We start from the raw sequence: 24,800 nt of genomic DNA, 5'->3' as shown, positions 1-24,800 counted from the left end.
TTGCCCCCTCTGTATACTATGTTCATTACAATAACATATTAATTAGAACAATCCTTTAATAGTACCGTCCGCATCAATGTCCATGTTAAGTGCAGCAGGGCGTTTAGGTAAACCTGGCATAACCATAACATCACCGGTGCGGCATACTAGGAATCCTGCACCATTAGCAACACGAATATCCGTTACATTGATTGTAAAACCCGTAGGTGCGCCTAATAAGGCTGGATTATCGGATAAAGAATATTGCGTTTTTGCCATACAAACAGGTAGATTATCAAGGCCCCACTCTTTTAATTGAGCGATTTGTTTTTTCGCCTTTGCTCCAAATGTAACACCATCGCCGCCGTAAATAGTGCGAACGATTTTACCAATTTTATCTTCGATGCTATCTGTTAATTCATATACGAATTTAGGTGTTGGTTCGCTACCTTCCACGAGTTCCACAACGCGTTTCGCCATATCGATACCACCTTCGCCACCTTTTTCCCAACATTCATTGAGCTCTACAGGCACGCCATAGTCATTGCACAACCGTGTTAACTCCGCAATTTCTGCATCCGTATCGGTAACGAATTTATTGATGGCAACCATAACAGGTACACCAAAGAAACGCATATTTTCAATAGCTTTACGTAAATTGCTGAAGCCCTTTGTCACAGCCTCTACGTTTTCTGTATTTAATTCTTGTTTTGACACGCCACCATGCATTTTAAGAGCGCGTAATGTAGCGACGATGACAACAGCATTTGGGAAGATATCGCCATAACGGCATTTAATGTCGAGGAACTTTTCAGCCCCTAGATCAGCGCCGAAACCGGCTTCTGTCACCACGATATCGCCAAGCTTCATGCCGAGTTTAGTAGCCACCACAGAGTTACAACCATGAGCAATATTGGCAAATGGACCGCCATGAACGATGGCAGGCGTATGTTCCAATGTTTGTACAAGATTTGGTTTAATAGCATCTTTCATAAGAAGTGCCATCGCACCTTCACATCCGAGTTGATGTACATACACCGGTTCACCTTTAAGATTTGGGCCGATTACGATACGTCCAAAACGAGCTTTCAAATCTTCTAAATCCTTAGCTAAGCATAAAATAGCCATGATTTCAGAGGCAACGGTAATCATAAAATGATCTTCCCGTGGGAATCCACAAACCTTACCACCCAGTGCAACCGTTACATTACGCAATGCACGATCATTCATATCGAGAACACGAGTCCAAGAAATTTGACGCAAATCGATTTGGAGCTCATTACCTTGATGGATGTGATTATCAATCATAGCGGACAACAAATTATTTGCTGCCGTAATAGCGTGCATATCGCCTGTAAAATGAAGATTAATATCATCCATTGGTACAACTTGTGCATAGCCGCCGCCGGCAGCACCGCCCTTGATACCGAACACAGGTCCCAACGATGGCTCGCGAAGTGCGGCGATAGCATTCTTACCGATTTTATTTAATGCTTGTACCAAACCAATGGAAGTCGTAGATTTACCTTCCCCTGCTGGCGTTGGTGTAATAGCCGTAACGAGAACTAATTTCCCGTCTTTTTTATTTTCTAAACGCTTAATGGCATCAAAGGAAATTTTTGCCTTATAATGACCATATTGCTCTATATCATCAGGCGTAAGACCACATTTATCAGCAATAACCTGAATTTTTTCCATCTTATTTTGTTGAGCTATTTCAATATCGGTAAGCATAATTCCTCCTCATATCCACCTGTTTTGTCTACTGTGAATGTATATTTGTACACTCGTTACCTTTCTATTATATGTGAAAGTATGGATTATGTCTAATCATTTCTTATATTAAAACGGGAACAAAATTGGCAATAATACTAATGCAACAATACTAGACACCACAATGAGTGGTAAACCAGCTTTCACATAGTCCATAAAGCTATAGCCTGCTATGTTGTAAACCATTGTATTAGCCGGCATACCAATTGGAGTAGCATATGCTAAAGAGCTAGCAATTACAATAGCTGCCAAGACCGCTTTTGGATCAAATCCAAGTTGAGATGCTAAGCTAAGACCGATTGGAACTAATAATGCACATGTAGCAGTGTTGGACATGAAGTTTGTCATAAACACGCCAAGCACAAAAACAACAACTAATACAATAATTGGAGATGGACTCGCACCAAGACTATTAACAATAAGATCTGCTACAACAGCACCTGTGCCAGTTTTAACCATTGCATCACCAAGAGCCATAGAACCAGCAAAGAGCATGATTGTTTTCATATCGATAGATTTTACCGCTGCCGTTTCACTAATAACATTTGTAGCCACCAACACAAGGGCACCAACCCAAGCACTTACATAGAGTTTTACACCCAATTGTTTTTCAAAAATCATAGCCACAACTGTTAATATCAATACTAATGCAGAAACCCATTTCTTCCAAGATGGTATATGACTATAATCATCATTGCCTTCAAAGGCACCATCTGGTTGATGGCTTGGAGCATCTGGCAAGAAACGTTTACCAATTGTAGCATAGAATATAGTACCTACGATAAGTATTGGTAATCCGACTAAACCATAATCGAAGAAACCAAAAGAGCCTAAACCTGCTTGTTGCAAGCCCGCTTGGGCAATCATATTACCAGGAGCACCAATTAGAGAAATATTACCACCCATAGCAGCGGCAAATACGAGGGGCATCAACAATTTGGTTTGTTTAAAACCGCTTTTTTTACAAATACCGATAATTACAGGAATCAGTACAGCAGCTGTACCAGTATTAGATAAGAAACCAGATAAAATACCTGTAATCATCATAACAGCAACAAGTAAGGATGTTTCTGTTTTCGCAAACTTATGAACTACATTCCCTACCTCTACAGCCACACCTGTTTCAAAGAAGGCTGCACCAATCACGAACATCCCCATAAAGAGCAATACATTTGGATCTACAAAACCTGCGAATGCATCTTTTGCAGATAATACACCGCTTAGATGTAAACCAACGGCTACAATCATCGCCGTAATAGACAATGGGATTTTCTCCCACGCAAACATGACAATGGCAAACACTAAAAAGCCAAGAGTTATCATTACACTCGTATCCATAAATACCTCCCAATACGTGTCATATACCTAAAAAAGGGTACAAAAAAGGAGGATTCTACAAAATCCGTATAATCCTCCTATGTAGTTACATTTCACAATGCAATTATTTAATGAAGCTTACGTGTTTATAGATTTCTTCTAACACTTCTTCTTTTTTTGCATTGTATTCTACTTTTTTATTTTCAAAGTAGTTGTTGCCTTCTGCATCGATGGATACGATGAGTGGACCGAATTCTTTTACACGGCAAGTCCACAAGGTTTCAGGCATACCGAGCTCGCGCCAATTAGCAGACTCGATTTCTTCTACTTCTGTAGCAGCAAGTACGGCATTACCTGCTGGGAATACGCAGTGAAGAGCACCAAAATCTTTACATGCACGTGTTGTTTCAGGCCCCATACCGCCTTTTCCTACAATCAGACGTACACCAGTTTGCTTTACGAATTCATATTCGAATTTTTCCATACGCATAGATGTAGTAGGACCTACGGAAATCATTTCGAATTTATCATCCCCATGGTCACGCACGATTGGACCAGCATGCAAGATGGCACCGTTACGAACATCTACTGGTAATTCACGACCATATTCAACAAGACGACGATGAGCTACATCACGGCATGTTGTGATGTGACCATTTAAGTAAATAATATCCCCTGCTTTAATACCTTCAAGATCAGATGCTTGGATTGGTGTTGTCAAAATATGTTTAGCCATTAGAATGTCACTCCTTTGTGAGATAGAATTTCGTACTTACCGTCTTTACCAAATACCATATGTCCGCGACGATGGTTCCAGCAACCAACGTTAACAGCTACGGAAATTACAGATGGATGACGAGAACCATGTTCGATGTTTACCCCCATAAGGGATTTATCACCGCCCATACCTTGAGGTCCAAGATGTAATGCATTAATACCATCTTCTAGTAATTGTTCCATATATGCTGCTTTTTCGTTTTCAGCCTTAGAGGATACAGGACGCATCAAAGCCTTTTTGGACATAACCGCTGCTGTATCGATAGATGTAGCAATACCAACACCAACCAATAATGGAGGACATGCATTCAAACCATAGCTTGTCATCAAATCTAACACGAATTTAGCAACGCCTTCATAACCTTCACCTGGCATCAATGTTTTACCAGATCCTGGCAAGGAGCAGCCGCCGCCAGCCATGTAAGGGAAGATTTCTACATCATCACGATCAGGAACGATATCCCACATGATATATGGTGCTGTACGGCCAATATTTTTACCTGTATTGAATTCATCGAATGTTTCAACACAGTTATGACGAAGTGGTGCATCTTGTGTAGCTTGGTATGTAGCATTACGCAAAATTTCTTCCAATTCACCAATTAATGGATAGTTAGAACCAACCTTCACCCAGAATTGTAATACCCCTGTATCTTGGCAAGAAGGCCGATTCAATTCGTAAGCAAGATCCATATTTTTATGCATTGTTTCATAAATTGTTTTAGCTAATGGATTTTTTTCATCGGCTGCTAATTCTTTAATCTTAGCTTCCACATCATCAGGTAATTTCTTTGCCATATAAGCAATGAACTTGGCAATGACATTTGTCATCTCTTGTACTTGTTGTTCTTTCGTACTCATCGTAAACCTCCAACAGGACTTCATTATTTAAATGCTAATTAATTCTGTTTAGGAACCTTAGCTCCTTTCGATGATTTCATTGTACTCTTTTTTCAGGATATAACTATCCAATTTACAAGTTCATTTTCGATTGTGAAAGTCTATTAAACTCATACAAAATCCCCCTAATAATCCTCTTTTAGACTATTAATAATATACAATTTTGCCTATATATAAGCAAAAAAAGCACTGCTATCGAAAAGCAGTGCTCTTTCACCATATCTTTTAATAGGATTAACAAATATACAAAATCACCTATACCTAATGATTGTATATCATAATTTTTCCACAACAGATTTAAGTTGTTTCTTCACAGTCTGTAACTTTTGATTGGCCTTATCTAATTCAACCTTATATTGCAAATCATCGTGATAAGGAACGAAGGATTCTAGTATTCTTATAATATCTTGTTCTTGAGTGGAAATAATTTCCTTCCAATCATGTAGCTTAGTCTTGCGCCCCATCTCTTTTGCTTGCTTACGATATTCTGAAGGGGTTGTATGAAAATGCTTTTTAAAGGACACATTAAAGGCTTTGATATCTGCAAATCCACAATCACTAGCTATATGTGCCACACTATCTGTGGAGTTAGCCAATCGAACAGTAGCCTCGCGTAGTCTCAAGCGTAACACATATTCTAAGAAGGAAACACCTAATTGGCGTTTAAAGAACTGAGATGTATAGTTCACATTATAACCACCGATTTGGGCAATATCTTCTAATTCAATCTTTTGCTGATAATTTTTATCTATATAGGTAATCATCTTATCAAAGGTAGCTACCGTCATATCAACAGGCTTACCATGAATCGACTTAACAACATCAATTTCACTATATAAATCACTCGCCAATGACAAATAGTGATGCTCCAGCCCTAAACGATTAGCTGAGCTTTCACCATCAGCCATTATAAGCATCATCATAGCCGCATGATGGCGTAAAGACGTAAAAAATCGATTGTGGCGATTCATTTCATCTGAACGTACTACAAATTGATACATCCCAAAGTTTGGATCAAATTGTTGAAAAAAATCCTTACCTACATGAATAACCAATGCCGTCGTATCCTGCTCTAATGCCAACGTGGCGTGCCCCACTTGAGGGGAAATAATGATAGAGTCGAGAGGTTCCATTGTAAAAACCTCACTATTACAACTCATCTCGATACGGCCCTTTAGCAAAATGAGGATCTCTGTTTCTCCATGCCAGTTGTAATGATAGGTACTAACCTTGTATATATGGCTACTAAAGTCTATGTGATTATGTTTATAGGTATAGTAAAAGTAATCCATAATTACCTCATCATCTAACATAAAAATGCATCCCTAATAAATCCAAGGGATGCATTTATTATGATATATATGTTTAACAACGGTCAACAGCATCTTAAGATTATTTATTGATTGAGTCACATCAATTCCCACGAAAGAGAATTCGATGTGAAGCTCTTATGTAGAAAATTACATAAGAGCTGTAATAGCTGCTGCTAAGCCGAAGAAGATGCCTGGTGCATTGGCCAATGCAACTGGAACATCTCTATGTTCTTTAAACAAGCCATACGCTACCCATAACGTGCAGTTGATAGCTGCTACTAATGGTTGGATCCAATCGCCTGTGCCTGGATGAGCTAGGTTGTTCATAATTTGTGGGAAATAAGATACATACATTGCTACGGCTGTAACTGTTGCAACTTTACCTACGTTTTCCATGAATTTAATACGAGTCATTATATCCTCCAAAATTAGTAACTCAATACGTGTTTGTTATCTGATGAATCATATTCTACTCGTTTTGGTCGATATAACTATCCATATTAAAAGGTAGTTTTTTAGGTAAACTCAGAAAAAATATATCGAATTATCACTATTTTTCTCATTTTGATCAATCTAAAATCTATAGATTCTCCTATAAAAAAGAGCACTACTTATCAACAGTAATGCTCTTCCAATAAATATATGATTTTTAAATATATAGAAAATCACCCAGGTCTAATTTTTCTATATAGTACAAAAATATTTTGCCACTCCCAATAATTACAACTCACTCACAACATCAGCGAGCTTTGCTTTCAATGATTCTAGCTTATGGCTCATGTACTCTAACTCCGCCTTTGCTCTAGCGTCATCTTCATAAGATAAGAAGGAATGCAATAGGTCTAGTACATCTTGATTTTCAGCCGAAATAATTTCCTTCGAATCTTGTACTATCGTTTTACGTCCAATTTCTTTCACTTGCTTCCGATATTCTGTTGGCGTCATATGGAAATGTTTTTTGAAAGCTATATTAAAGGCTTTAATATCTGCAAATCCACAACTACTTGCAATCCTCGCAACAGCTTCATCCGTACTAGTTAATTGTGTCGTAGCATCCCGTAGTCTCAACCGCAACACATACTCCACAAAGGAAATGCCCATTTGCCGTTTAAAGAACTGTGATGTATAAGCCACATTATAGCCACCTATTCTCGCAATATCTTCTAGTTCTAACTTTTGTTGGTAATGTTCGTCGATATACTCAATCATTTTATCAAATGTAGCAGGTTTAATATCACCAGGTCTTGCATTTTCATGAACTTTTTTGACTGAATCAAATTCCCTAAATACATCACCAGCCAAAGCCAAGTAATGATGCTCTATCCACATACGATGAATTGGGTTTTCACCTTTATTCATTAACAACATCGTCATCGCCGCATGATGGCGTAAAGTCGTAAAGAATTCATTACGACGTGTGCTCGCATCAGAACGAATAACAAACTCATACATGCCAAAATCCGGATCATACTGTTGATAAAATTCATTACCGACCTGAACAACAAAGGCAACCACATCCTCTTCAAGAGCGAGTGTTGAATGTCCTACCTGAGGCGAAATAATGACAACATCAAGAGGTTCCATCGTAAAAGTCTCATCATTACAACTCATCTCGACACGACCTTTCAAGAGAATAAAAATCTCGGTCCCTCCGTGCCAATTGTAAGTATAAGTACCAACCCTATATATACTGCTACTAAACTCTATATAATTGTGCTTATAGGTATAATCGAAATAATCCATAGCATCTAACCACTCCATATGCAAAAAAGCATCTCGTTCCAATCAAAGAGATGCTTTAATTATGATATATTCATTTAATTATGGTCAATAATATCTTTATCTTTTAATATCTATTCCGATACATACTGTTCCAAAAATTAGTACAGTCCTGTTCTATTTGCAATGAGCCTATACATATGGTCCAAAAAATTAGAACAGGCCTGTTCTAATTTAAAAAGGGACTCATATACGAGTCCCCATGTAATTTATTATATTGTTGGCAAGAGGCCTAGCAAATATACCTTAAATATATCCCCTTCGTGTACCTCATGTACACCTTGCGGAATGCAGGCTAAGGCATTAACAGTATATAATCCAAGCATACTGCTACTATTAAAGTGACGATTTGCCACGAAACGTGGTTGTCCATCGCCGAATATAACCTTGCCTTGTACGTAGCGATCAAAGGCATTACGTTTAGATAGATCGCAGTCCATTACACAATTAAGTACTGGGGTGGACCAATTTTTAATACCTTTATGTCGACGCAATGTAGGAACAACTAATAGATACCAACCATTAAAGGCTGCACCAGGATTGCCAGATAAGCCAAAGATAAGTTGACCTTTAGGCGTAACGGCTCCATAGGAGGCTGCACCTGGACGCATTTGGATGCGTTCATATAGGGTCTTAGCACCTAATTTTTCATATATAAGAGGCATTGTATCAAATATGCCTACAGATACGCCGCCTGAGCTAATAATAATATCGGCTTGTTCACTGAGTTCAAGAACGCGTGCAATTTCTGAGTCTAATTTATCCGGTGCATCGCTTACATGATAGTGCGTAACGTACCGGAAACCTAAATCATCTAGCAAGCTGCAAATCATCATACGATTAGAATTGTAGATTTTACCAGCCGCCAACGGTTCGCCCGGTTCAATAACTTCATGGCCCGATGTAAGAACGAGAACACGTGGCATTGCATACACAGATACATCCGTATACCCTAAACCAGTTAAAATAGTCTGTACTGTAGAGGTTATTTCTGTCCCCTTTGGTATGACAACGGTCCCTGCGGAACATTCTTCACCACGAGGGATAATATGGCTACCCTTTTGTTGCGTACCTTGTATAGTAATTGTAGTCCCTACTTCGCCAGTTCCTTGCACCTGTTCTTGCATGATAACAGTATCGCATGTACTTGGTACAGGAGCACCGGTCATAATACGTACGGCATGGCCTGTTGCTACAGGTTTATCCCATACGACACCGGCTCCGATAATTCCATCCACAATATATTCATCACGACTAGGTTCGTAGGCTAAGGCATAGCCATCCATAGCAGATTTATGAAAAGCGGGCACATCGGTAGGTGCCAAAACATCTTCGGCCAACACACATCCTTTTGCGTCGCCAACGGCAACGGATTCGATGCTATGATGTTGTTCTCGTAAAGCCTCATTCCACAAACGAAGCGCTTCATCAACAGTAACGGCTATCATCTAAATTCCTCATCATACTTTGTATTCGACATACCAAAGCCGGTATGCATTGATCTAATTCATTAACCTCTATGGTTCCTACACGTTCTATATCATTAGATATAAGCGATTCAGTATACCCTTCTCTGGTTACCTCTACAATAGGAAATATACCTTGAGATCTCGTTTCTAGTATAGCAATATCTACAGGTAATTGCTGTACCAAATCATACAGACTAGATTGTTTTTCAGTGCGAATGCGTATGGCCGTTTCCGTTGGGCCTGCAATGGCTACGGCTGTGGCGCCTACTTTCATAACGAGATCCGTATCAGTTCCTTCATAATCCATGTGAAAGCCATGTTTATCGCTTTTTACAACGCCTACAGAGAACCCAATTCGTTCTAATTCCTTAACGAGTCGCGTTACCACCGTAGTTTTACCAGTCTTACGTTTTTCAGCAACCACGCTGATAAGTGGAACATGACGATTCGCATTAACAGCCTCTGCGCGGGCCCACTTATAATCCTCTACATGATTCACATTGCGTAAATGATGACAGGAATCACCTACATCGATAGTTACCACAGGTCTTACAATATCTAATGCATGATGCAAGGACACATCGTCTCCAGCTAAAGCAGTTTGCAATAATGGAGCAATGGATGGCTTATATATCCCCGCCATCGGCTCATAGCGTCCGCTTTCACCAACAGGCACAATCACATGCCAGTCATCGCCCTCTACTTGATAGAGCCAATCGTAATATAAATTAAAGTCCATAAATGGCATATCTACGGCTAACACCGCATAGGCATGACTCTTGCCTACGGCTAATGTGCTATATAATCCGCCTAATGGACCACTCCGAGGAACTGAATCCCGAACGATAGAAACTTTTTCTTTCTCTTTATTCGACAATGTGTCGATAATATTAGCTTGAATGGCTTGACCTAGACTTTCATCGTCACCAATAGAAATGAGAATATCATTGGCATCATGTTCTAATGCATTGCGCAACGCGTGAGAAATGAGGCTTTCACCATTCGTCCAAGGCAATAAAGCCTTAGGATATCCCATGCGGGAACTTAGGCCACCGGCCAAAATAATTACGCCTAAATTAAGCACCGCGTTTCAACCCTCTTTTTATCCCTTGGTAAATAAACAACAACACAACAATATTAAGAATTCCATCTGGCACCATATAAGATGCATTATAAATCATAGAGTAGATCCATGGATTTTGACCTTGCGGTGCATAACTAGCAAATACAACAGCACCACTTGTTACGGACGCAAACCAGCGAAGCGCAATTGCAACAATAGATCCGCTAACAAGACCTGTCATATTGTCCTTGAAATACCCGCACACACCAATAACACCGTAAGCAACAAGATAGTCTAAGATGATGCTGAGATAATGGATAGATGATTTAAAACCGAGCAAGAAATGAAGTATGCCATATACAACGCCAGCCAAAATACCGCGTGCACCACCCCAGCGATATGCAAAAATCATGAGAGGTACCATGGATGCGGCCTTAATGGACCCGCCTTGTGGCATATGAAAAAGTGTAATAAAAGATAATACTTGTGCAATAGCAATAGCTACACCAGCTTCTGCTATCATGCGTGTCTTGGAATGCTCCATTAAAATAACCTCCTATTAATATAATGTTTATATAATGGGCTGAACATAGAGAAAATGTACAGACAAGCTACCTATAAAATTGTATAATAACTATATGAGTGTTTTTAATATTCGGAATGTATTGAAAATTGAAAACAAATTCAGTATAATGGTACAGGTTCAATTTATTATACCTCAAAGGAGATATAGAAACTATGATTAATACAACTAACATCTTCGATTATGAAGACGTACAACTGATTCCTAATAAATGTATCGTAAACAGCCGCAGCGAATGTGATACTCATGTTAAACTAGGTAATCGTACATTTAACTTGCCTGTAGTTCCTGCAAACATGCAAACTATCATTGATGAAGAGTTAGCTGAAAAACTAGCAGAAAAAGGCTATTTCTATATCATGCATCGTTTCCAACCTGAACGCCGTCTTGACTTTGTAAAACGCATGCAAGAAAAAAACTTATATTCTTCTATTTCCATCGGTGTAAAGGAAGAAGAATTCGCATTAGTTGATGAATTAGCAAAAGCTAATCTTATTCCTGATTATATCACAATCGATATCGCACATGGTCACTCTAATGCTGTTATCGACATGATTCAATACATTAAAAAGAATTTACCAACAACATTTGTTATTGCTGGTAACGTAGGTACTCCAGAAGCAGTTCGTGAACTTGAAAATGCTGGTGCTGATGCTACAAAAGTAGGTATCGGTCCTGGTAAGGTTTGTATCACAAAATTAAAAACGGGCTTTGGTACTGGCGGTTGGCAATTGGCGGCTGTACGTTGGTGTGCAAAAGCAGCTACAAAACCTATCATCGCTGACGGCGGCATTCGCGATCACGGCGACATTGCTAAATCTATTCGCTTTGGTGCTACTATGGTTATGATTGGTTCCTTATTCGCTGGTCACCAAGAATCTCCAGGGGAAGAAAAAATCGTTGACGGCAAAGCTGTAAAAGAATACTTTGGTTCCGCTTCCGAATTCCAAAAAGGGGAACGTAAAAACGTAGAAGGTAAAAAAATCTTCATTCCTTCCAAAGGCTCTATCTTCGATACATTAATCGAAATGGAACAAGATTTACAATCTGCTATCTCCTACGCTGGTGGTACTACTCTACAAGCTATCCGCAAGGTAGACTACGTACTTGTTAAAAACTCCATCTTCAACGGCGACCGCTAATCGGTTACTAACATACTAAGAGGGGCTACGATTCACACGAATCGCAGCCCCTCTTCTTTTTATTTGCAGCATCTAAACGAAGAAACTATTCTTCTACGCCACAATTTTTATTCATTAAATAATATGCATATTTGCCGATACCAGCACTGATAACTAGCAATGCAGTCAATACAATGAATGCAATGGTAAGGCTTGTACCATGAGCAATGAAACCAATTAATGCAGGCCCCATCAAAATGCCCATATAGCCAAGCATAGTAGATGTTGCCACAGCTTGTGTCATAGGAATAACATTTTGTTCCCCCATAGCGGAGAATAGATTTGGTACAACCATGGCTAAAGAGATACCTAGTAATAAGTACGTATACATAGAAGCATGGCCAGGTAAGAACACGATGAGTGCCATAGCAATAGCACCTAGTAAGTAACCACCTACAACAACTTGCTTAGAAGTTACATGTTTACCGATTGTATTGCCAAGAAGGCGACCAATACACATGGTACCATTAAAAAGCATGACGCCCATGACAGCTTCTTGAATAACAATACCTTTATCTTCAAATAAGTAAAGTGCACTCCAGTCCCCTACGGCCCCTTCTACTAAATAGGATACAAAGGACAATAGACCAAAAATGATAGCAATTGGATGAAATGACAATGGGCTTTTAGACTTCTTCATAACCTTTGCATTCGGATCACTACCAAAGGTTAGCATAAATTGGCTAACTACGACCATCGCAACAAAGAGAATGATAAGAAGGCCCCAAATACTTTCATTAACAGGTAAAGATAAGATTTTTAAGAGAACAAGCAATACACCGGCACCCGCAAAACCACCTAGGCTCCAACCACCGTGATAAGCGCCCATTAAATGCTTTTTACTTACCTTTTCCGTTAAAATAGCTTGTAGATTGGCAGAAGCACCACTAAGGCCTACGCCAATACCAAAGAAGAATAAGGCTATTGTGGTTGTCACAATTGTAGAACACATGGTAACAACAGCCAGAGACAACATGCCGATAAAACTAGCCAATAAAACGACTTTCTTACAGCCCAAGCTTTCTACAAGCTTACCGGCTATAGCCATTGATAAACAAGAACCTACACCGAGCAACAAAATCATGGAACCTAATACATCCTCACCGATGCTTAGTTTCGCTTTTAAATATGGCACAAATCCGGCCCATAAGGCGGTGTACATACCAGGGATAAAAAATGCACCAAAAGCACCACGAATATTAGATTTTGAAACGGAAACTTGTTCGCTCATCATGTCCTTTCTGGTTTCTAGAACCGTTCGGCGAAGAAAGGCCCTTTTGTATCCGCTAGACCGCGATAACATGCGTTTCTAGGGGAAACCATTTTAACTACAAGAAAATTATATTGAGAATATAGTAACCCTCTTTACACATAATGTAAAGAGGGTTCTTAAAATTTAAATTTAAATTAAAAATGTAAGTCCCATGACTATAAAAATATCACAAAAGAACCATATCTATGTTTCAGTAGATACGGTTCTATTTATATTAATCATCTATTGTCATATAAACCACAGGATTGGCCTCATTAATCTCATTAAAACACGGACAATCCTTACCGTGATCATTGATGAGTCCACTGGCTTGTAAATGGGAATAGATGGTCACAGGCCCTACAAATTTGAATCCTCTCTTTTTGAGATCTTTACTAATGCGTGTAGATAATTCATTTTTAGCAGGCACCCTTCCCTCTGGATGACCTTCGTAAATAATAGTTTTATAATTGGTGAAAGCCCATATATATTCACAAAAGGATCCAAACTCGTCTTGAATGCGTTGAAACGCCTGCGCATTATTGATAATAGCCTCTATCTTTTTACGGGATTTTAACATTCCCTCTGTACTCATAATACGCTCTATATCTGTTTCCGTATATTGAGCTACCGCATCAACATCAAAATGTTCAAAGCAATGACGTATAACGTCTCGTTTATTCAAAATGGTAAGCCAACTTAAGCCACATTGGAGACTCTCCAAACATAGATGTTCAAATTGACGTTGGTCATCATGAATCGGACGCCCCCACTCATAATCATGATACGCCTGATACAGCGGCGTTGTAGGCCAAGAACAAGTAACTTTCATGAAAGCTCCTTTCCAGAATACGACCAGCTTATGAATAGAAATCACTTTACACATAAAATAATACCTATACTCGCTAAACTTGTAAAGAATACCGTACGGCTGATTTAAAAACATTAATATGTAATCCATCTATTAATATTTTAAATATTTTTAAAACAAAATCATTTAAATTCATTTACAATTCACGAAAAATGTTATATTATTTTAAATATATTTTAAATGTGTTAGACACAAGTTCTTTGTAAAGTGAGTATATATCTATTTTTCATTATATAAGAGAGTATTAAATCAACCGATAGATATATATTCATTTATGAAGAGTCTTTCACAATATAAAAATAAATGACAAATTAAGTAATATAGTTGAGGTGTAAGAGAATGAGAGCGAGAAATAAGATATTATTGTCCGCTGTAATGATGACCATGTTATCATCTACAGTGGCCCTCCCTAGCACGTGGGCGGCAGCAGGCCTCGGTTCTAATGGCAATGTGTTTGCAGTAGGTTCTGAAAGTAAATTTGAAAGCACTGGCGATACGACGGCAACAGGTGTCATTGCATCAAACGGCGGTCAAGTGACTATTGCCTCCTTAGATACACCTGATCAAAACCAATTACCTAAGCGCCATCGCCAACCAGCTTTCATTACAGGCATGCTAGATAATAGTTCCATTCAAGTGGATGGCGGGGTTATGAATGTGAGTACGGCCCCATGGGATGCACCATATCCAGTAGCGTTTGCCTATAATAGTAAAATTAATCTTGGTGTCGATGATGCAGGCACTGTAAAGCACAAAGTGTTCAATATGCAAGGTAATGTGCTCGTTTCTGACAAAACAATGCCTCCATACCAACAACAGCAACCATCTGTGATCAACATCGGTCTAGGCCGGGCTCATAATAGCCCTAACCAATTTACCGGCAAGGCTGTGAATACCTTAGAAGATAAGGGCGGCGAAATCAATATGACCTTTGATGGTGGCATGTGGAGCCACGATAACATGGGTGGCTTGGAAGCATTCCAAATTGATGGAAAAACAGCGCGCAGCAGCATCAATAACCTCAAAGGCACGCGTACACGTGAAGGATTCAGCCGTATTTCTCAAGATTCCCGCAGCGACATTCACGTTAATAACTTGGACGGCCACATCAATGTCATTTACGACATGAGCGCTGGTACTGGTTTGAACTTCGCTAAACCGCCCGCTCAAAAAACAGGCCTTGATGCATCTGATATCGAAGGCGGCAACTTCATCGTAAAATCTGCTACAACAGGATCTGGCGTGCATGGCTATGTAACAGGCGATCAGCTCGATACGTCCTCTGAAAGCAATGTAAATAAGATTCTAGATAACCTAGCGCACAAATTCTATTACGAAAATTATATGAATGGTGAAAGAAATCTTTCTGGTACTGTATCCATCGTTTCTAATGGCATCGTGTCAAGCTTCCAAAAAGCATTAACAACAGATCAAAAAGAAGGTGCTATTACATGGCAAGGCACTAATGGACAAGGTTCCTATGCGACTCCGGCGCCTACCCCTGTAATTCCGGTTACGCCTGTTACCCCAGCGCCTACGCCGGTAACACCAAGTCCTGTAATAACTCCAGGTGCTTACGATACACCGCATATGCGTGGCATTCGCTCTGCTGTAGTTGGCAATATTAACGCATGGCGTACAATGACTAACGATATGAATCGTACAAACCAATTACAACAAGGTGCGCCAACAGGTATTTGGGCACGTATTGGTGGCGGTAGATATAATTATTCTAATGACGGTATCAATACAGCTACTGATTACACAAGCATCCAAGGCGGTTATGATACTAAAACGATCCGTGACTGGACCGTTGGTGGACAAGTTTCTTACCTACGCGGTTCTGAAGATTATGTATTCAATGGTTCTGGCAAGGTGAAATCCTACGCTGTTGGCGCCTATGGTTTGAAAGACCTTGGTAAGGATCAATACGTACAGGTAAATTCTCAAGTAGGTCGTATCTCTAATGAATTTACAGCTCGTAATGAAATCGGCCAAGCTAAATCTGGGGATGTAAAATCCAATGCTTATAGCATCGGCGTTCGCTACGGAAAAACGATAAAATCTGACAATGGTTTCTATGTAGAGCCACAAGCTCAATTAAACTACACACACTTCGGTGGTCGTAACTTTACAGCAGATAATGTTTCCGTTAACCAAGCCGGTGTAAATAGTACATCTGGCAAACTCGGCCTTGAAGTAGGTAAGCAATTCGGCAATGGTAACCTATATACACGCTTAGCGGCAGGTCATGCTTTCACAGGTAATGTGAAAACTACCTATGCTAGTGGTAATTCCGTAAAATTGACCGAACAAGACCTCAAAGGCACTTGGACTGAGCTCGCATTCGGCGGCCGTTATGGTTTCAATACGAATAACAGCGTATATGCGGACGTTACTACCGGTCTATCTGGTGATTACCAATCAGACTGGGGCGTAAACGCTGGATTTACTCATAAATTTTAATTTATATTACATACCGTTATATACGGCCATATAGTTGTACAACCATAGATATCTCCCCCTGTATATCCCTTGCATATCTATGAGAGACGCATCCTAATATATTTTCCCTTTTTATGCAATACTACTCCAATAGGATGCTATTTCCCCCCTCTTATCGTAAGCTGTATGGCCTTATATACATACATTTAGATTCCGTCTAAATGTTTACTAACTTTCTTACTACAATGCAAAACGCCCTCTTCATGAGCGACCTTAGATGGTTGCTGTGAAGGGGGCCTTTTGTTTTGCTAACAGTCATTTTATTAAGAAATATTCGATTACTATGTAAAATATATACCTATAGCTCTATTTTACATTATAATGTATGTAATTATAAAATTTGACAATAAAGGAGGTGATGCTATGTGTACGTATATCCTAATGCATAAAAATATTCCTGTGTTAACAGCAATATTAGATGATACTTTAACAGTAACCAAGATTACTGAAATCATAAATCCAGATCACAAACCATTGAATATGATGGTCATGGACAACCAAGAAATCGCACTTAATAATTTTTTAAGGTATCATGCTATACCAAGCTCTAGACCTAATTTAGAAGATCTACTAGAGGCCTACCACGCATCAGATGCATTAGAATTTTCATTAAAATCATACCAACTTAATCTATCTGACCACTATTGGATGAAACCGATACACTCTAGTTTAGATTGGAATACTATTAATTTTTATGACCATCCTATTGTTGATACACCTCTATTCTTATCTGATTCTGATGATATCGACATCGATTTAATTACACCGAATTCATCTGTAAACGGTTCTCTACGTCAGATGTGGGTGCAACAGAACGAAGGTATTCGCCTATTAAAAGCAGGAAACTTTCTCAATCAACAACCATTTAATGAAGTATTTGTGTCAAAATTATGCAAAGAACTAAACTTTCACCATGTAACATATGAATTAGAAACAATCACATCTGGTGAAATCGTGTCATCCTGCCCACTATTTACGAGCGAAGACATTGAATACATCCCTGCATGGCACATAGCAGCACCACTTAAACGGCGTGATAATAAATACCAAGCGTTCTTAGATCAGTGTACACATTTTTCAATTCCAAATGTAAAAGCCCATTTAGATGCAACGCTTGCTTTAGACTATCTAACACTAAATGACGACCGTCATTATGGTAACTTTGGATTTTTACGGAATTCTACAACACTTGAATTCCTTGGCATGGCACCTATCTTCGATAACGGTAATACCTTATGGTACAACGAAATGACGATTAATCCACATAGACCATTCCATACGTACCCGTCATTACCATTTAAATCGAAACATGATAAGCAAATAAAACATGTAACAACACCACTACCAATTCCGCAGTCATTGTCTAAAACAGCGATGGAATTGATGGATTCCATATATGCAAAAAATCCAAATATTACGGAAGATCGTCTTACTATGATGAAAACATTATTTGCTGAGCGGTTAGACATGCTAAATGCATATCTAATGAAATTAAAGTAATAAAAATTTTAACAGAATAACTCTAGTATCAGAATAAAAGTAGCATTACTAACGTATAGATACAGATGGCATATGCCAAGTGATCTATATTATGTATAGTAATGCTACCTTTTTATCATGTAACTCTTGCCATAAACAAATAACTAGTAAAGCTCCCAAAACATATAATAGGTTTTGAAAATTATATTTCAAAAGAGAGTTTAATTTAACAGAATTTACCTCTGGGCGATTACTGATGAACTCTTTTAGTATATGTTTCCGTTCCCATTAGGGAATTATTTAATTTAACAGGGTATTAACTTTTACACACACATCATATAAGGTGAATTATGATTTCCGTCCCCGTCAGGGGATTATTTAATTTAACATACTACGGAGCCATGAAGAAGCGACTACACTTTATGCGTATGTTTCCGTCCCCGTCAGGGGATTATTTAATTTAACTTCATATCCCTAATATCATTACATATATAACTCAAAAGTATGTTTTCGTCCCCATCTGGGGATTATTTAATTTAACGGTAGAAAAGAAAGCTGATATTCGTGACTTAGCTGACACGTTTATGTTTCCGTCCCCATCAGGGGATTATTTAATTTAACTCTATAGTAGTTATCTTAATGATAATACAATTCCATATATTGAGTTTCCGTCCCCATCAGGGGATTATTTAATTTAACATAACGAAAGGCGGTAGAACATTAAACCGCTTATGGTGTATGAAGTTTCCGTCCCCATCAGGGGATTATTTAATTTAACTACAGAATTATAACAGATGTATCTATTATTGAATGTGACTAGTTTCCGTCCCCATCAGGGGATTATTTAATTTAACTCTATTATATCTTAATGGAGAATCTCCATCAGTATAACTATAGGTTTCCGTCCCCATCAGGGGATTATTTAATTTAACAAGTAGAACAAAACAGCTTTTTCAACAGAAACACTCAAAACAGTTTCCGTCCCCATCAGGGGATTATTTAATTTAACAGACATATTCACATGAAAGGATATACAAAGATGAAAGAAAAAGTTTCCGTCCCCATCAGGGGATTATTTAATTTAACCTTATCCAACTATAGATAAGTATAAGAATAAAAATATCTATGTGTTTCCGTCCCCATCAGGGGATTATTTAATTTAACTATATAGAATGGTCTAAAATGAATGTTATTTTTTGTGATGATTGTTTCCGTCCCCATCAGGGGATTATTTAATTTAACCCTGTATCTGAAACAATAGATGTTATCTAGCCTAAAAATACCATTAACGGCGGAGATCATAAATCAGCCTCAAACAGCACTTTAGTACACTAAAATAACACCTACAAACCGCGCCATTATCACAACGGCGGAGATTTTATTTCACAAGGTTATAATCTAAATATATTATAGCATAAAAAAACAAATTAAATACAATAGTAGAATCATCAATGCCAATACATTAGATATATCTAATAAAGCAAAGATAATTCTACTATTGTTTATTAAATAACTATACTAATCAATGCATTACCACATTACAAAATGATACAATCCTGCTCTTTTCTCTCGCCTATCCCCCATGTATAAATATTAATAATATCATCAAGTATATATACTCGTAGAGAATCCTCTACTGGATTAATAATTCGACTCGCCCGACGCATCATTACATCGTATTGTTTTCTATTGAGCAATGCCTCAAATGCAGATTTCTGAACACGTACGCCATATCGTTCTAAACATTTTACAAGATGATTACGTGTTTTATTATCAACTACGTCATAGATAACTAATACTATAAATTTTTTCATATCAGTGAATCTCCAATGGCGTATACAAATCTACATCTTCGTGCATAATGGCACTGGCAAATTGCTTACATTGCTTGTAAATAGATTCTCGATAGCTTTTACAGTCATCAATATATTGATTTTCAGAGCGAATTTTCTTATTATAAGCAACCAAAAATCCTTTTCGCCCTTCTGTGGTTAGGTAACAGCCCTTATCTGAATTATCAAAATCAGATAATTCCACCATATTGCGGCTCACCATAGAGAGCACCATAGAGTCTATGATTGGTGCTCTCCATTCTTCAATCAAATCTGATGCAAGTGCAGGATGACCTTTTCCTAAACTATGCATAACGCCAACAAACGGATGTAAGCCCGCATTAATTAGCCCTGCAAGAATTTCATTAAACAGCATACTATATCCGAGTCCTAACATCGCATTAAATTCATCACGCGGAGGTTGTTTAGAACGTTTAGAAAAGAAAAATGAAGGCGGTACTATTTTACCTAATGCCTCGAAATAAAGACGGCTAATAATACCTTCATATCCCATAAGTTCAGAAATACGAACACATTCACCAATATGACTACGAACAGATTTTATATTATCAATCTGAGTATCTATATTTATATCTTCATCTAAATTTCGTGCATAACGACGCAATATGGTCAACTGGTTTCGAACCTTTGCACGAATAATTTTACGAGACATCGCTAATCTAAATTCATGATTGTCCAACAAATCAAATTGTTTCTTATGTTTATTAATATCAATGGTATTAGTATTAATTAAAGTACCAAAATATTTTCCATACCCAGATAGCCAAGTAATAGGTACACCGCGTTCAATAAAGTCTGTAACAAGAGAACTTGTTATAGATACTGTATCAAAAACTGTAATATCTTCAATACGTTCTAATGGGACCTCAAATAAAATTTCATTATTACGACCTACTACAACATGACCGCCTTGTCGTTTAATAAATGAACCTGCTTCTGTAACATATAAGGATGACATAACGTCGCCTCCTTTACGCTAGTATAACTGTTCAAATACATATTAATATAACTATAATTAACGTCCAATTAGTTCTATATTAACTAAATAATCACATAACGTACTTACTCAATTACTTCGCTTTGTACTCCGCCCATGCCTAGTGCCGTTTTAATTCCCAAACCAGTAAACTGACTATAATAGGTTAGTAAAGACAATATGCGTTGCATCACTAAATTCCGTTTAAATTGCATTACAATTTGTCCTCGGAATCCTCTGATTTTAATACCTTCTAGTCCATACATCCCCATCCGTAAACTATAATCACGAATAAAAACGGCTGACTCAAGTGCTGCTAATAAATCATCTGAATCCATCATTTCATAAGAGGTAAACTGATTCCATTGACGTAATAAATAGCGATAGATTCGAAATGCTTCAGGAAAAATCATGTACTGTTGATCTACCTTAAAACTAGTAGTAGACAAACATTGTAATTTAGCCTGTGTATATTCCACATCTCCGCTCCAGAACTTGGCCATTAATGCTTCATAAGAGGTTTCCTCTAACACAGTTCTCTTTTGAATATAGATATGACCACGTTTTTGCTTTAAATAGATTTTATCAGGCATCTCAAGTACAGGTCGTAATATTCGATTCACTGCTTCAGCTGTTACAGCAGAAAGTCGCCATATATACTGGCCTCGTTCTTTATCAAAATAAACATACTGGCTGTAAGGACGCAGGCCTGTTTCATGTAATTGACCTGCATATTCCGTCCCTACCAGTTCCATCAACACACCATGTAATACGCTACCGATGGACTGTACAATTCTTATAGATGGATCAGCGGTAATACTCAACTCTATGGACATAATTTCTACATTATCTACCAATACGAAGGCCCCCCATCTCATAATAATGTCCATTCCACTTCACTAGTTTAATAGCACGTGGGGCCATAAATTTATCTTTCCTATCATGACCAGCCTTTTTGAAATTCACGTCTAAAATAGCTCTGATGACCTCAATACCTTTATTAATATCGTCTGTGAAAGCCGCCATAATTACCGTTTTTTGAATAAAACCTGTATTTCCACCAATAAAAGCATTCGCTGGCACTAAAGCTTTAAATACAGAAGAATTAACCTTTGTAAATTTAGAGATTAATAACTCATGTGTAGCATCAAAATCTTGTTGTAAAATTTCTAACACTTGATCTATGCTAGTAATCCCTATTTCCTTTGTCATTGCTGTATCAAGGGTCAACGTAAATGATAATGTTTGATTTGGTAGAATACACTCTCGATTAACCGAAATAGCATGAGTCCCATCTTCATCAACACCGGCATCTTCTTTCTTCAACACTTCTGTTTGAATTATGTTATTAGACATAGCATCTGAAACAGAAATGCCTCTAAAAGCACTGGCTAATATGCCGTTAACTTTCTTTGTTGAATTCTTAAATAATACTTGTATATTACAATCAATTATCCTATTAACTTTACGTAATATGGAATCTATTTCACGTTCGCAATGACGCTTATCGTCTTTAAAATCTCTATATTTTTGTAAAATTTCCTGTAGCTTTTCTTGTACTTCAGCTCTAAACCTAGCATCTCTTCTAAGCATATATGAAACTATAGCGCTATCAATAACACCTTTAATAGAGCTACCAGGAATATATACTCGCCCATCTACTCCGCGAATTTGCGGGATGATATCGTTCAAAGAGTTTTTAAGTCCTTGCTTATAAGCAGTAGCTTTCATAACAGAACGAACAGCTGGCCCCAAAACATCTCGTGTCAATTGAGATTTACCAAGAGCCTGTGTTGCCCAATCATACATTGTACGACCATTGGAACGTACCATCTCATTTTGCATATACGATTCAAACTCCGCCAACTTATTGTGGCGTTCTAAAAAGCAAAACCACTCATAATTATTGAGAAGATACACTTCACCCGTATGGTAATTGTACATATAGTCCTTAGTTGTCAATTTTTCAGGGCCACCAATATTGGTAGGACTCACAATTGTGAGCGATAATTGTGCATGATCTATACGATTACTCATAATCCACCCCAATCCATAAGCCCATACCATTACGATAAACAGGATGCGGTAATGAATCCCCCGTAATAGTAAGCATTTGTCCTACTAATGGCGTCGGACAAACAGAGCCTTCCTTAACAACATAATACGAATTGCGTTTAACTTGTGTGGTACTACCAGCAGTTCCTACGAAGCCACCTCGTTTTTGTAGTTTATAAAAACCTTTTTTTAATATGGGTACCTCTTCACTAGTTGGTACGCAAGCACTAATGCACATCACCTTACCTTGTACATTATGAAGCAGTGTATACAAAGCGCTATCATCACTATAGATACCTTCTTCGGATAACGCAATAGGGTCATCGGCTAATTCAAATTTCCCATAGCCCCCACTGCGTTTACCACCAATACCAACAAGCCCCAAAACTTCAAGAATTCCTTCAAACAATGTACGATGAGCATCATCATGAAAGCCTGCAATAATATAAAGGCCTGCATGAGGCATAAACTGATAATTGCCTACATAATAAGGTAAACTCTTTTCACCACGCATATTAACCTGTGCAGATGTTTGTTTTGCTCCAAATGTGGGCATATGTTTTTGCGATGCATCAGATTCTACATATTCTTTAAACTGTTTCAACTCAGAGGCTCTAATATACTCAATGCGTTTAATTTTCTTGTGTGCCGCTATAGCTGTTTTCACATCATCAAAACTCGTAGCAGGTACATTCCTTGACTCCATTTGTATCATAGGTGCCGGCACATATAGCTTATATTCATCATTATCTATGCAATAAGGAAATAAACTAGATAGCACAATCTGTTGCTCTTCTACAGCTTTAATAAAAGAATGTAATAGTTCAGTATCATGACTAATTTCATGACAGCACGCACCAAACAGTGCATCCGATCCTAATGTAAGGGAGATAGTTTCTAAATTACCCCCTTCAGATGTATCCCCAAAATGCACAGGTGTAAGAAAACGCAGTGGATATAGATAGTAGTTCATAATAACAACCTACTTTCTTAATATCTTTAATAAATCCTGCGTATTAATCGTAGTATTACCTACCGGTTGTATATCATCAATAGAAATATTAACACGACCATACCCACGAGAACCATGTCCACCAAGATAGTCGATACCGAGCAATGCAAGGCCATCCCGCAATATTTCAATATCCTCAGTAACTTCATCTTCATTTTCAATGCTATAAGCTACTTTGAAAGTGAAAGCAGTACCTGCTGGAACACGTTCAATTTGGCGAGGATTTGCACTACCATCGAGACGATTAATAACATTTTCAAACTTAATTTCGCCCATATAGGTATCAGTATCAATATTAGCGAAAAGTCGACGTGTTTCGTCCGTAATAAACAAATCATAGAACTGTAAACGAGCTGGTTGTACAGGATTTACCGAGCCAAACAATCGTTTTATTTGTTCTTTATCTTCTTTAATGTCTTTCATAATATATGTATCACAATAGCTTTTAGCCAATAGTGTACGCAATTTGCCCTTAATAGAGCTACCTGGAATGATTGGCTCTTGAGATACTACATCACGAATAAATGGTGTATCTACGGAACCAATAGGAGCAAAATCATTACTAGCTCCAATATGCATCCCTGTTTCTAATTTAATAGTACCTGTAATTAGCAATTTACCACGTAAAGATTTTAGTTGAGTATTGTTTTCCATGCTCGGCCC

Annotated in this window: 21 protein-coding genes and 1 CRISPR repeat array; of the genes, 3 read left to right on the top strand and 18 right to left on the bottom strand. The window is 38.1% G+C overall.

Annotated elements, in window-relative coordinates:
- Positions 1-42: 42 nt before the first annotated feature.
- From O3617_RS07455 to thiT, 10 genes are all read right to left on the bottom strand, one after another.
- The gene (locus O3617_RS07455) at positions 43-1,713 is read right to left on the bottom strand and encodes a formate--tetrahydrofolate ligase (RefSeq protein ID WP_371449377.1); all 1,671 of its coding nucleotides are present in this window, start codon (positions 1,711-1,713) and stop codon (positions 43-45) included.
- 108 nt (positions 1,714-1,821) lie between these two features.
- Positions 1,822-3,090, bottom strand: coding sequence for an SLC13 family permease (locus O3617_RS07450; protein WP_371449375.1), 1,269 nt, complete (start codon positions 3,088-3,090; stop codon positions 1,822-1,824).
- Positions 3,091-3,193: 103 nt separating this feature from the next.
- On the bottom strand, positions 3,194-3,805 hold the full coding sequence (gene ttdB / locus O3617_RS07445; protein ID WP_105084375.1) for a L(+)-tartrate dehydratase subunit beta: 612 nt from the start codon (positions 3,803-3,805) through the stop codon (positions 3,194-3,196).
- Positions 3,805-4,707: a L(+)-tartrate dehydratase subunit alpha gene (gene ttdA / locus O3617_RS07440; RefSeq protein WP_371449374.1), complete on the bottom strand. Its 903-nt coding sequence runs from the start codon at positions 4,705-4,707 to the stop codon at positions 3,805-3,807. Before ttdA ends, ttdB begins: the two co-directional genes overlap by 1 nt.
- A gap of 314 nt (positions 4,708-5,021) precedes the next feature.
- Positions 5,022-6,038 carry a helix-turn-helix domain-containing protein gene (locus O3617_RS07435; RefSeq protein ID WP_371449401.1) on the bottom strand — a complete coding sequence of 339 codons (1,017 nt, stop codon included), beginning with the start codon at positions 6,036-6,038 and terminating at the stop codon, positions 5,022-5,024.
- 168 nt (positions 6,039-6,206) lie between these two features.
- A complete protein-coding gene (locus tag O3617_RS07430) occupies positions 6,207-6,473 on the bottom strand; it encodes an ABC transporter permease (RefSeq protein WP_371449373.1) in 267 nt (88 codons plus the stop codon).
- Positions 6,474-6,779: 306 nt separating this feature from the next.
- Entirely contained in the window at positions 6,780-7,802 is a 1,023-nt protein-coding gene (locus tag O3617_RS07425; RefSeq protein ID WP_371449399.1) for a helix-turn-helix domain-containing protein, read from the bottom strand.
- Positions 7,803-8,050: 248 nt separating this feature from the next.
- Positions 8,051-9,286 carry a molybdopterin molybdotransferase MoeA gene (locus O3617_RS07420; RefSeq protein ID WP_371449371.1) on the bottom strand — a complete coding sequence of 412 codons (1,236 nt, stop codon included), beginning with the start codon at positions 9,284-9,286 and terminating at the stop codon, positions 8,051-8,053.
- Entirely contained in the window at positions 9,267-10,391 is a 1,125-nt protein-coding gene (locus tag O3617_RS07415) for a molybdopterin-guanine dinucleotide biosynthesis protein MobB (RefSeq protein WP_371449370.1), read from the bottom strand. The genes O3617_RS07420 and O3617_RS07415 overlap by 20 nt, the downstream gene beginning before the upstream one ends.
- The gene (thiT, locus tag O3617_RS07410; protein ID WP_371449368.1) at positions 10,384-10,914 is read right to left on the bottom strand and encodes an energy-coupled thiamine transporter ThiT; all 531 of its coding nucleotides are present in this window, start codon (positions 10,912-10,914) and stop codon (positions 10,384-10,386) included. The genes O3617_RS07415 and thiT overlap by 8 nt, the downstream gene beginning before the upstream one ends.
- Positions 10,915-11,108: 194 nt before the next feature.
- On the opposite strand from thiT, the gene O3617_RS07405 reads away from it, so the two are divergent.
- Positions 11,109-12,095 (top strand): GMP reductase, encoded by a 987-nt coding sequence (locus tag O3617_RS07405; RefSeq protein WP_371449367.1) that lies wholly within the window; start codon positions 11,109-11,111, stop codon positions 12,093-12,095.
- A gap of 85 nt (positions 12,096-12,180) precedes the next feature.
- Here O3617_RS07405 and O3617_RS07400 read toward each other — a convergent pair whose 3' ends face one another.
- Both O3617_RS07400 and O3617_RS07395 read right to left on the bottom strand, forming a co-directional pair.
- Entirely contained in the window at positions 12,181-13,365 is a 1,185-nt protein-coding gene (locus tag O3617_RS07400; RefSeq protein WP_371449398.1) for an MFS transporter, read from the bottom strand.
- Between the two features lie 256 nt (positions 13,366-13,621).
- On the bottom strand, positions 13,622-14,218 hold the full coding sequence (locus tag O3617_RS07395; RefSeq protein ID WP_371449365.1) for a DNA-3-methyladenine glycosylase I: 597 nt from the start codon (positions 14,216-14,218) through the stop codon (positions 13,622-13,624).
- Positions 14,219-14,596: 378 nt separating this feature from the next.
- Between O3617_RS07395 and O3617_RS07390 the strand changes: the two genes are divergently transcribed.
- Positions 14,597-16,723 (top strand): autotransporter outer membrane beta-barrel domain-containing protein, encoded by a 2,127-nt coding sequence (locus O3617_RS07390; RefSeq protein ID WP_371449364.1) that lies wholly within the window; start codon positions 14,597-14,599, stop codon positions 16,721-16,723.
- A gap of 402 nt (positions 16,724-17,125) precedes the next feature.
- Positions 17,126-18,262 (top strand): hypothetical protein, encoded by a 1,137-nt coding sequence (locus O3617_RS07385; RefSeq protein WP_371449362.1) that lies wholly within the window; start codon positions 17,126-17,128, stop codon positions 18,260-18,262.
- 175 nt (positions 18,263-18,437) lie between these two features.
- Positions 18,438-19,483: a CRISPR direct-repeat array (repeat unit 35 nt; unit sequence GTTTCCGTCCCCATCAGGGGATTATTTAATTTAAC).
- A 296-nt stretch (positions 19,484-19,779) separates the two neighbouring features.
- On the opposite strand, the gene cas2 is transcribed toward O3617_RS07385, so the two are convergent.
- The 6 genes from cas2 to csm3 all read right to left on the bottom strand — a co-directional run bounded on the left by cas2 (position 19,780) and on the right by csm3 (position 24,791).
- The gene (gene cas2, locus O3617_RS07380; RefSeq protein WP_005378595.1) at positions 19,780-20,055 is read right to left on the bottom strand and encodes a CRISPR-associated endonuclease Cas2; all 276 of its coding nucleotides are present in this window, start codon (positions 20,053-20,055) and stop codon (positions 19,780-19,782) included.
- Between the two features lies 1 nt (position 20,056).
- A complete protein-coding gene (gene cas1, locus O3617_RS07375; protein WP_371449361.1) occupies positions 20,057-21,052 on the bottom strand; it encodes a CRISPR-associated endonuclease Cas1 in 996 nt (331 codons plus the stop codon).
- A gap of 104 nt (positions 21,053-21,156) precedes the next feature.
- Positions 21,157-21,927: a CRISPR system precrRNA processing endoribonuclease RAMP protein Cas6 gene (gene cas6, locus O3617_RS07370; RefSeq protein WP_371449360.1), complete on the bottom strand. Its 771-nt coding sequence runs from the start codon at positions 21,925-21,927 to the stop codon at positions 21,157-21,159.
- Positions 21,917-23,107 carry a type III-A CRISPR-associated RAMP protein Csm5 gene (gene csm5 / locus O3617_RS07365; protein WP_371449359.1) on the bottom strand — a complete coding sequence of 397 codons (1,191 nt, stop codon included), beginning with the start codon at positions 23,105-23,107 and terminating at the stop codon, positions 21,917-21,919. Before csm5 ends, cas6 begins: the two co-directional genes overlap by 11 nt.
- On the bottom strand, positions 23,100-24,098 hold the full coding sequence (locus tag O3617_RS07360) for a type III-A CRISPR-associated RAMP protein Csm4 (RefSeq protein ID WP_371449357.1): 999 nt from the start codon (positions 24,096-24,098) through the stop codon (positions 23,100-23,102). The genes csm5 and O3617_RS07360 overlap by 8 nt, the downstream gene beginning before the upstream one ends.
- Before the next feature lie 9 nt (positions 24,099-24,107).
- On the bottom strand, positions 24,108-24,791 hold the full coding sequence (csm3, locus tag O3617_RS07355) for a type III-A CRISPR-associated RAMP protein Csm3 (protein ID WP_371449356.1): 684 nt from the start codon (positions 24,789-24,791) through the stop codon (positions 24,108-24,110).
- Between the last annotated feature and the right edge of the window lie 9 nt (positions 24,792-24,800).

The sequence above is a fragment of the Veillonella sp. 27098_8_77 genome, assembly GCF_041431535.1.
Classification (GTDB): Bacteria; Bacillota; Negativicutes; order Veillonellales; family Veillonellaceae; genus Veillonella.
The sequence above is the reverse complement of the archived record's forward strand: the minus strand, read 5'-3'. Positions and strand labels throughout refer to the sequence as shown.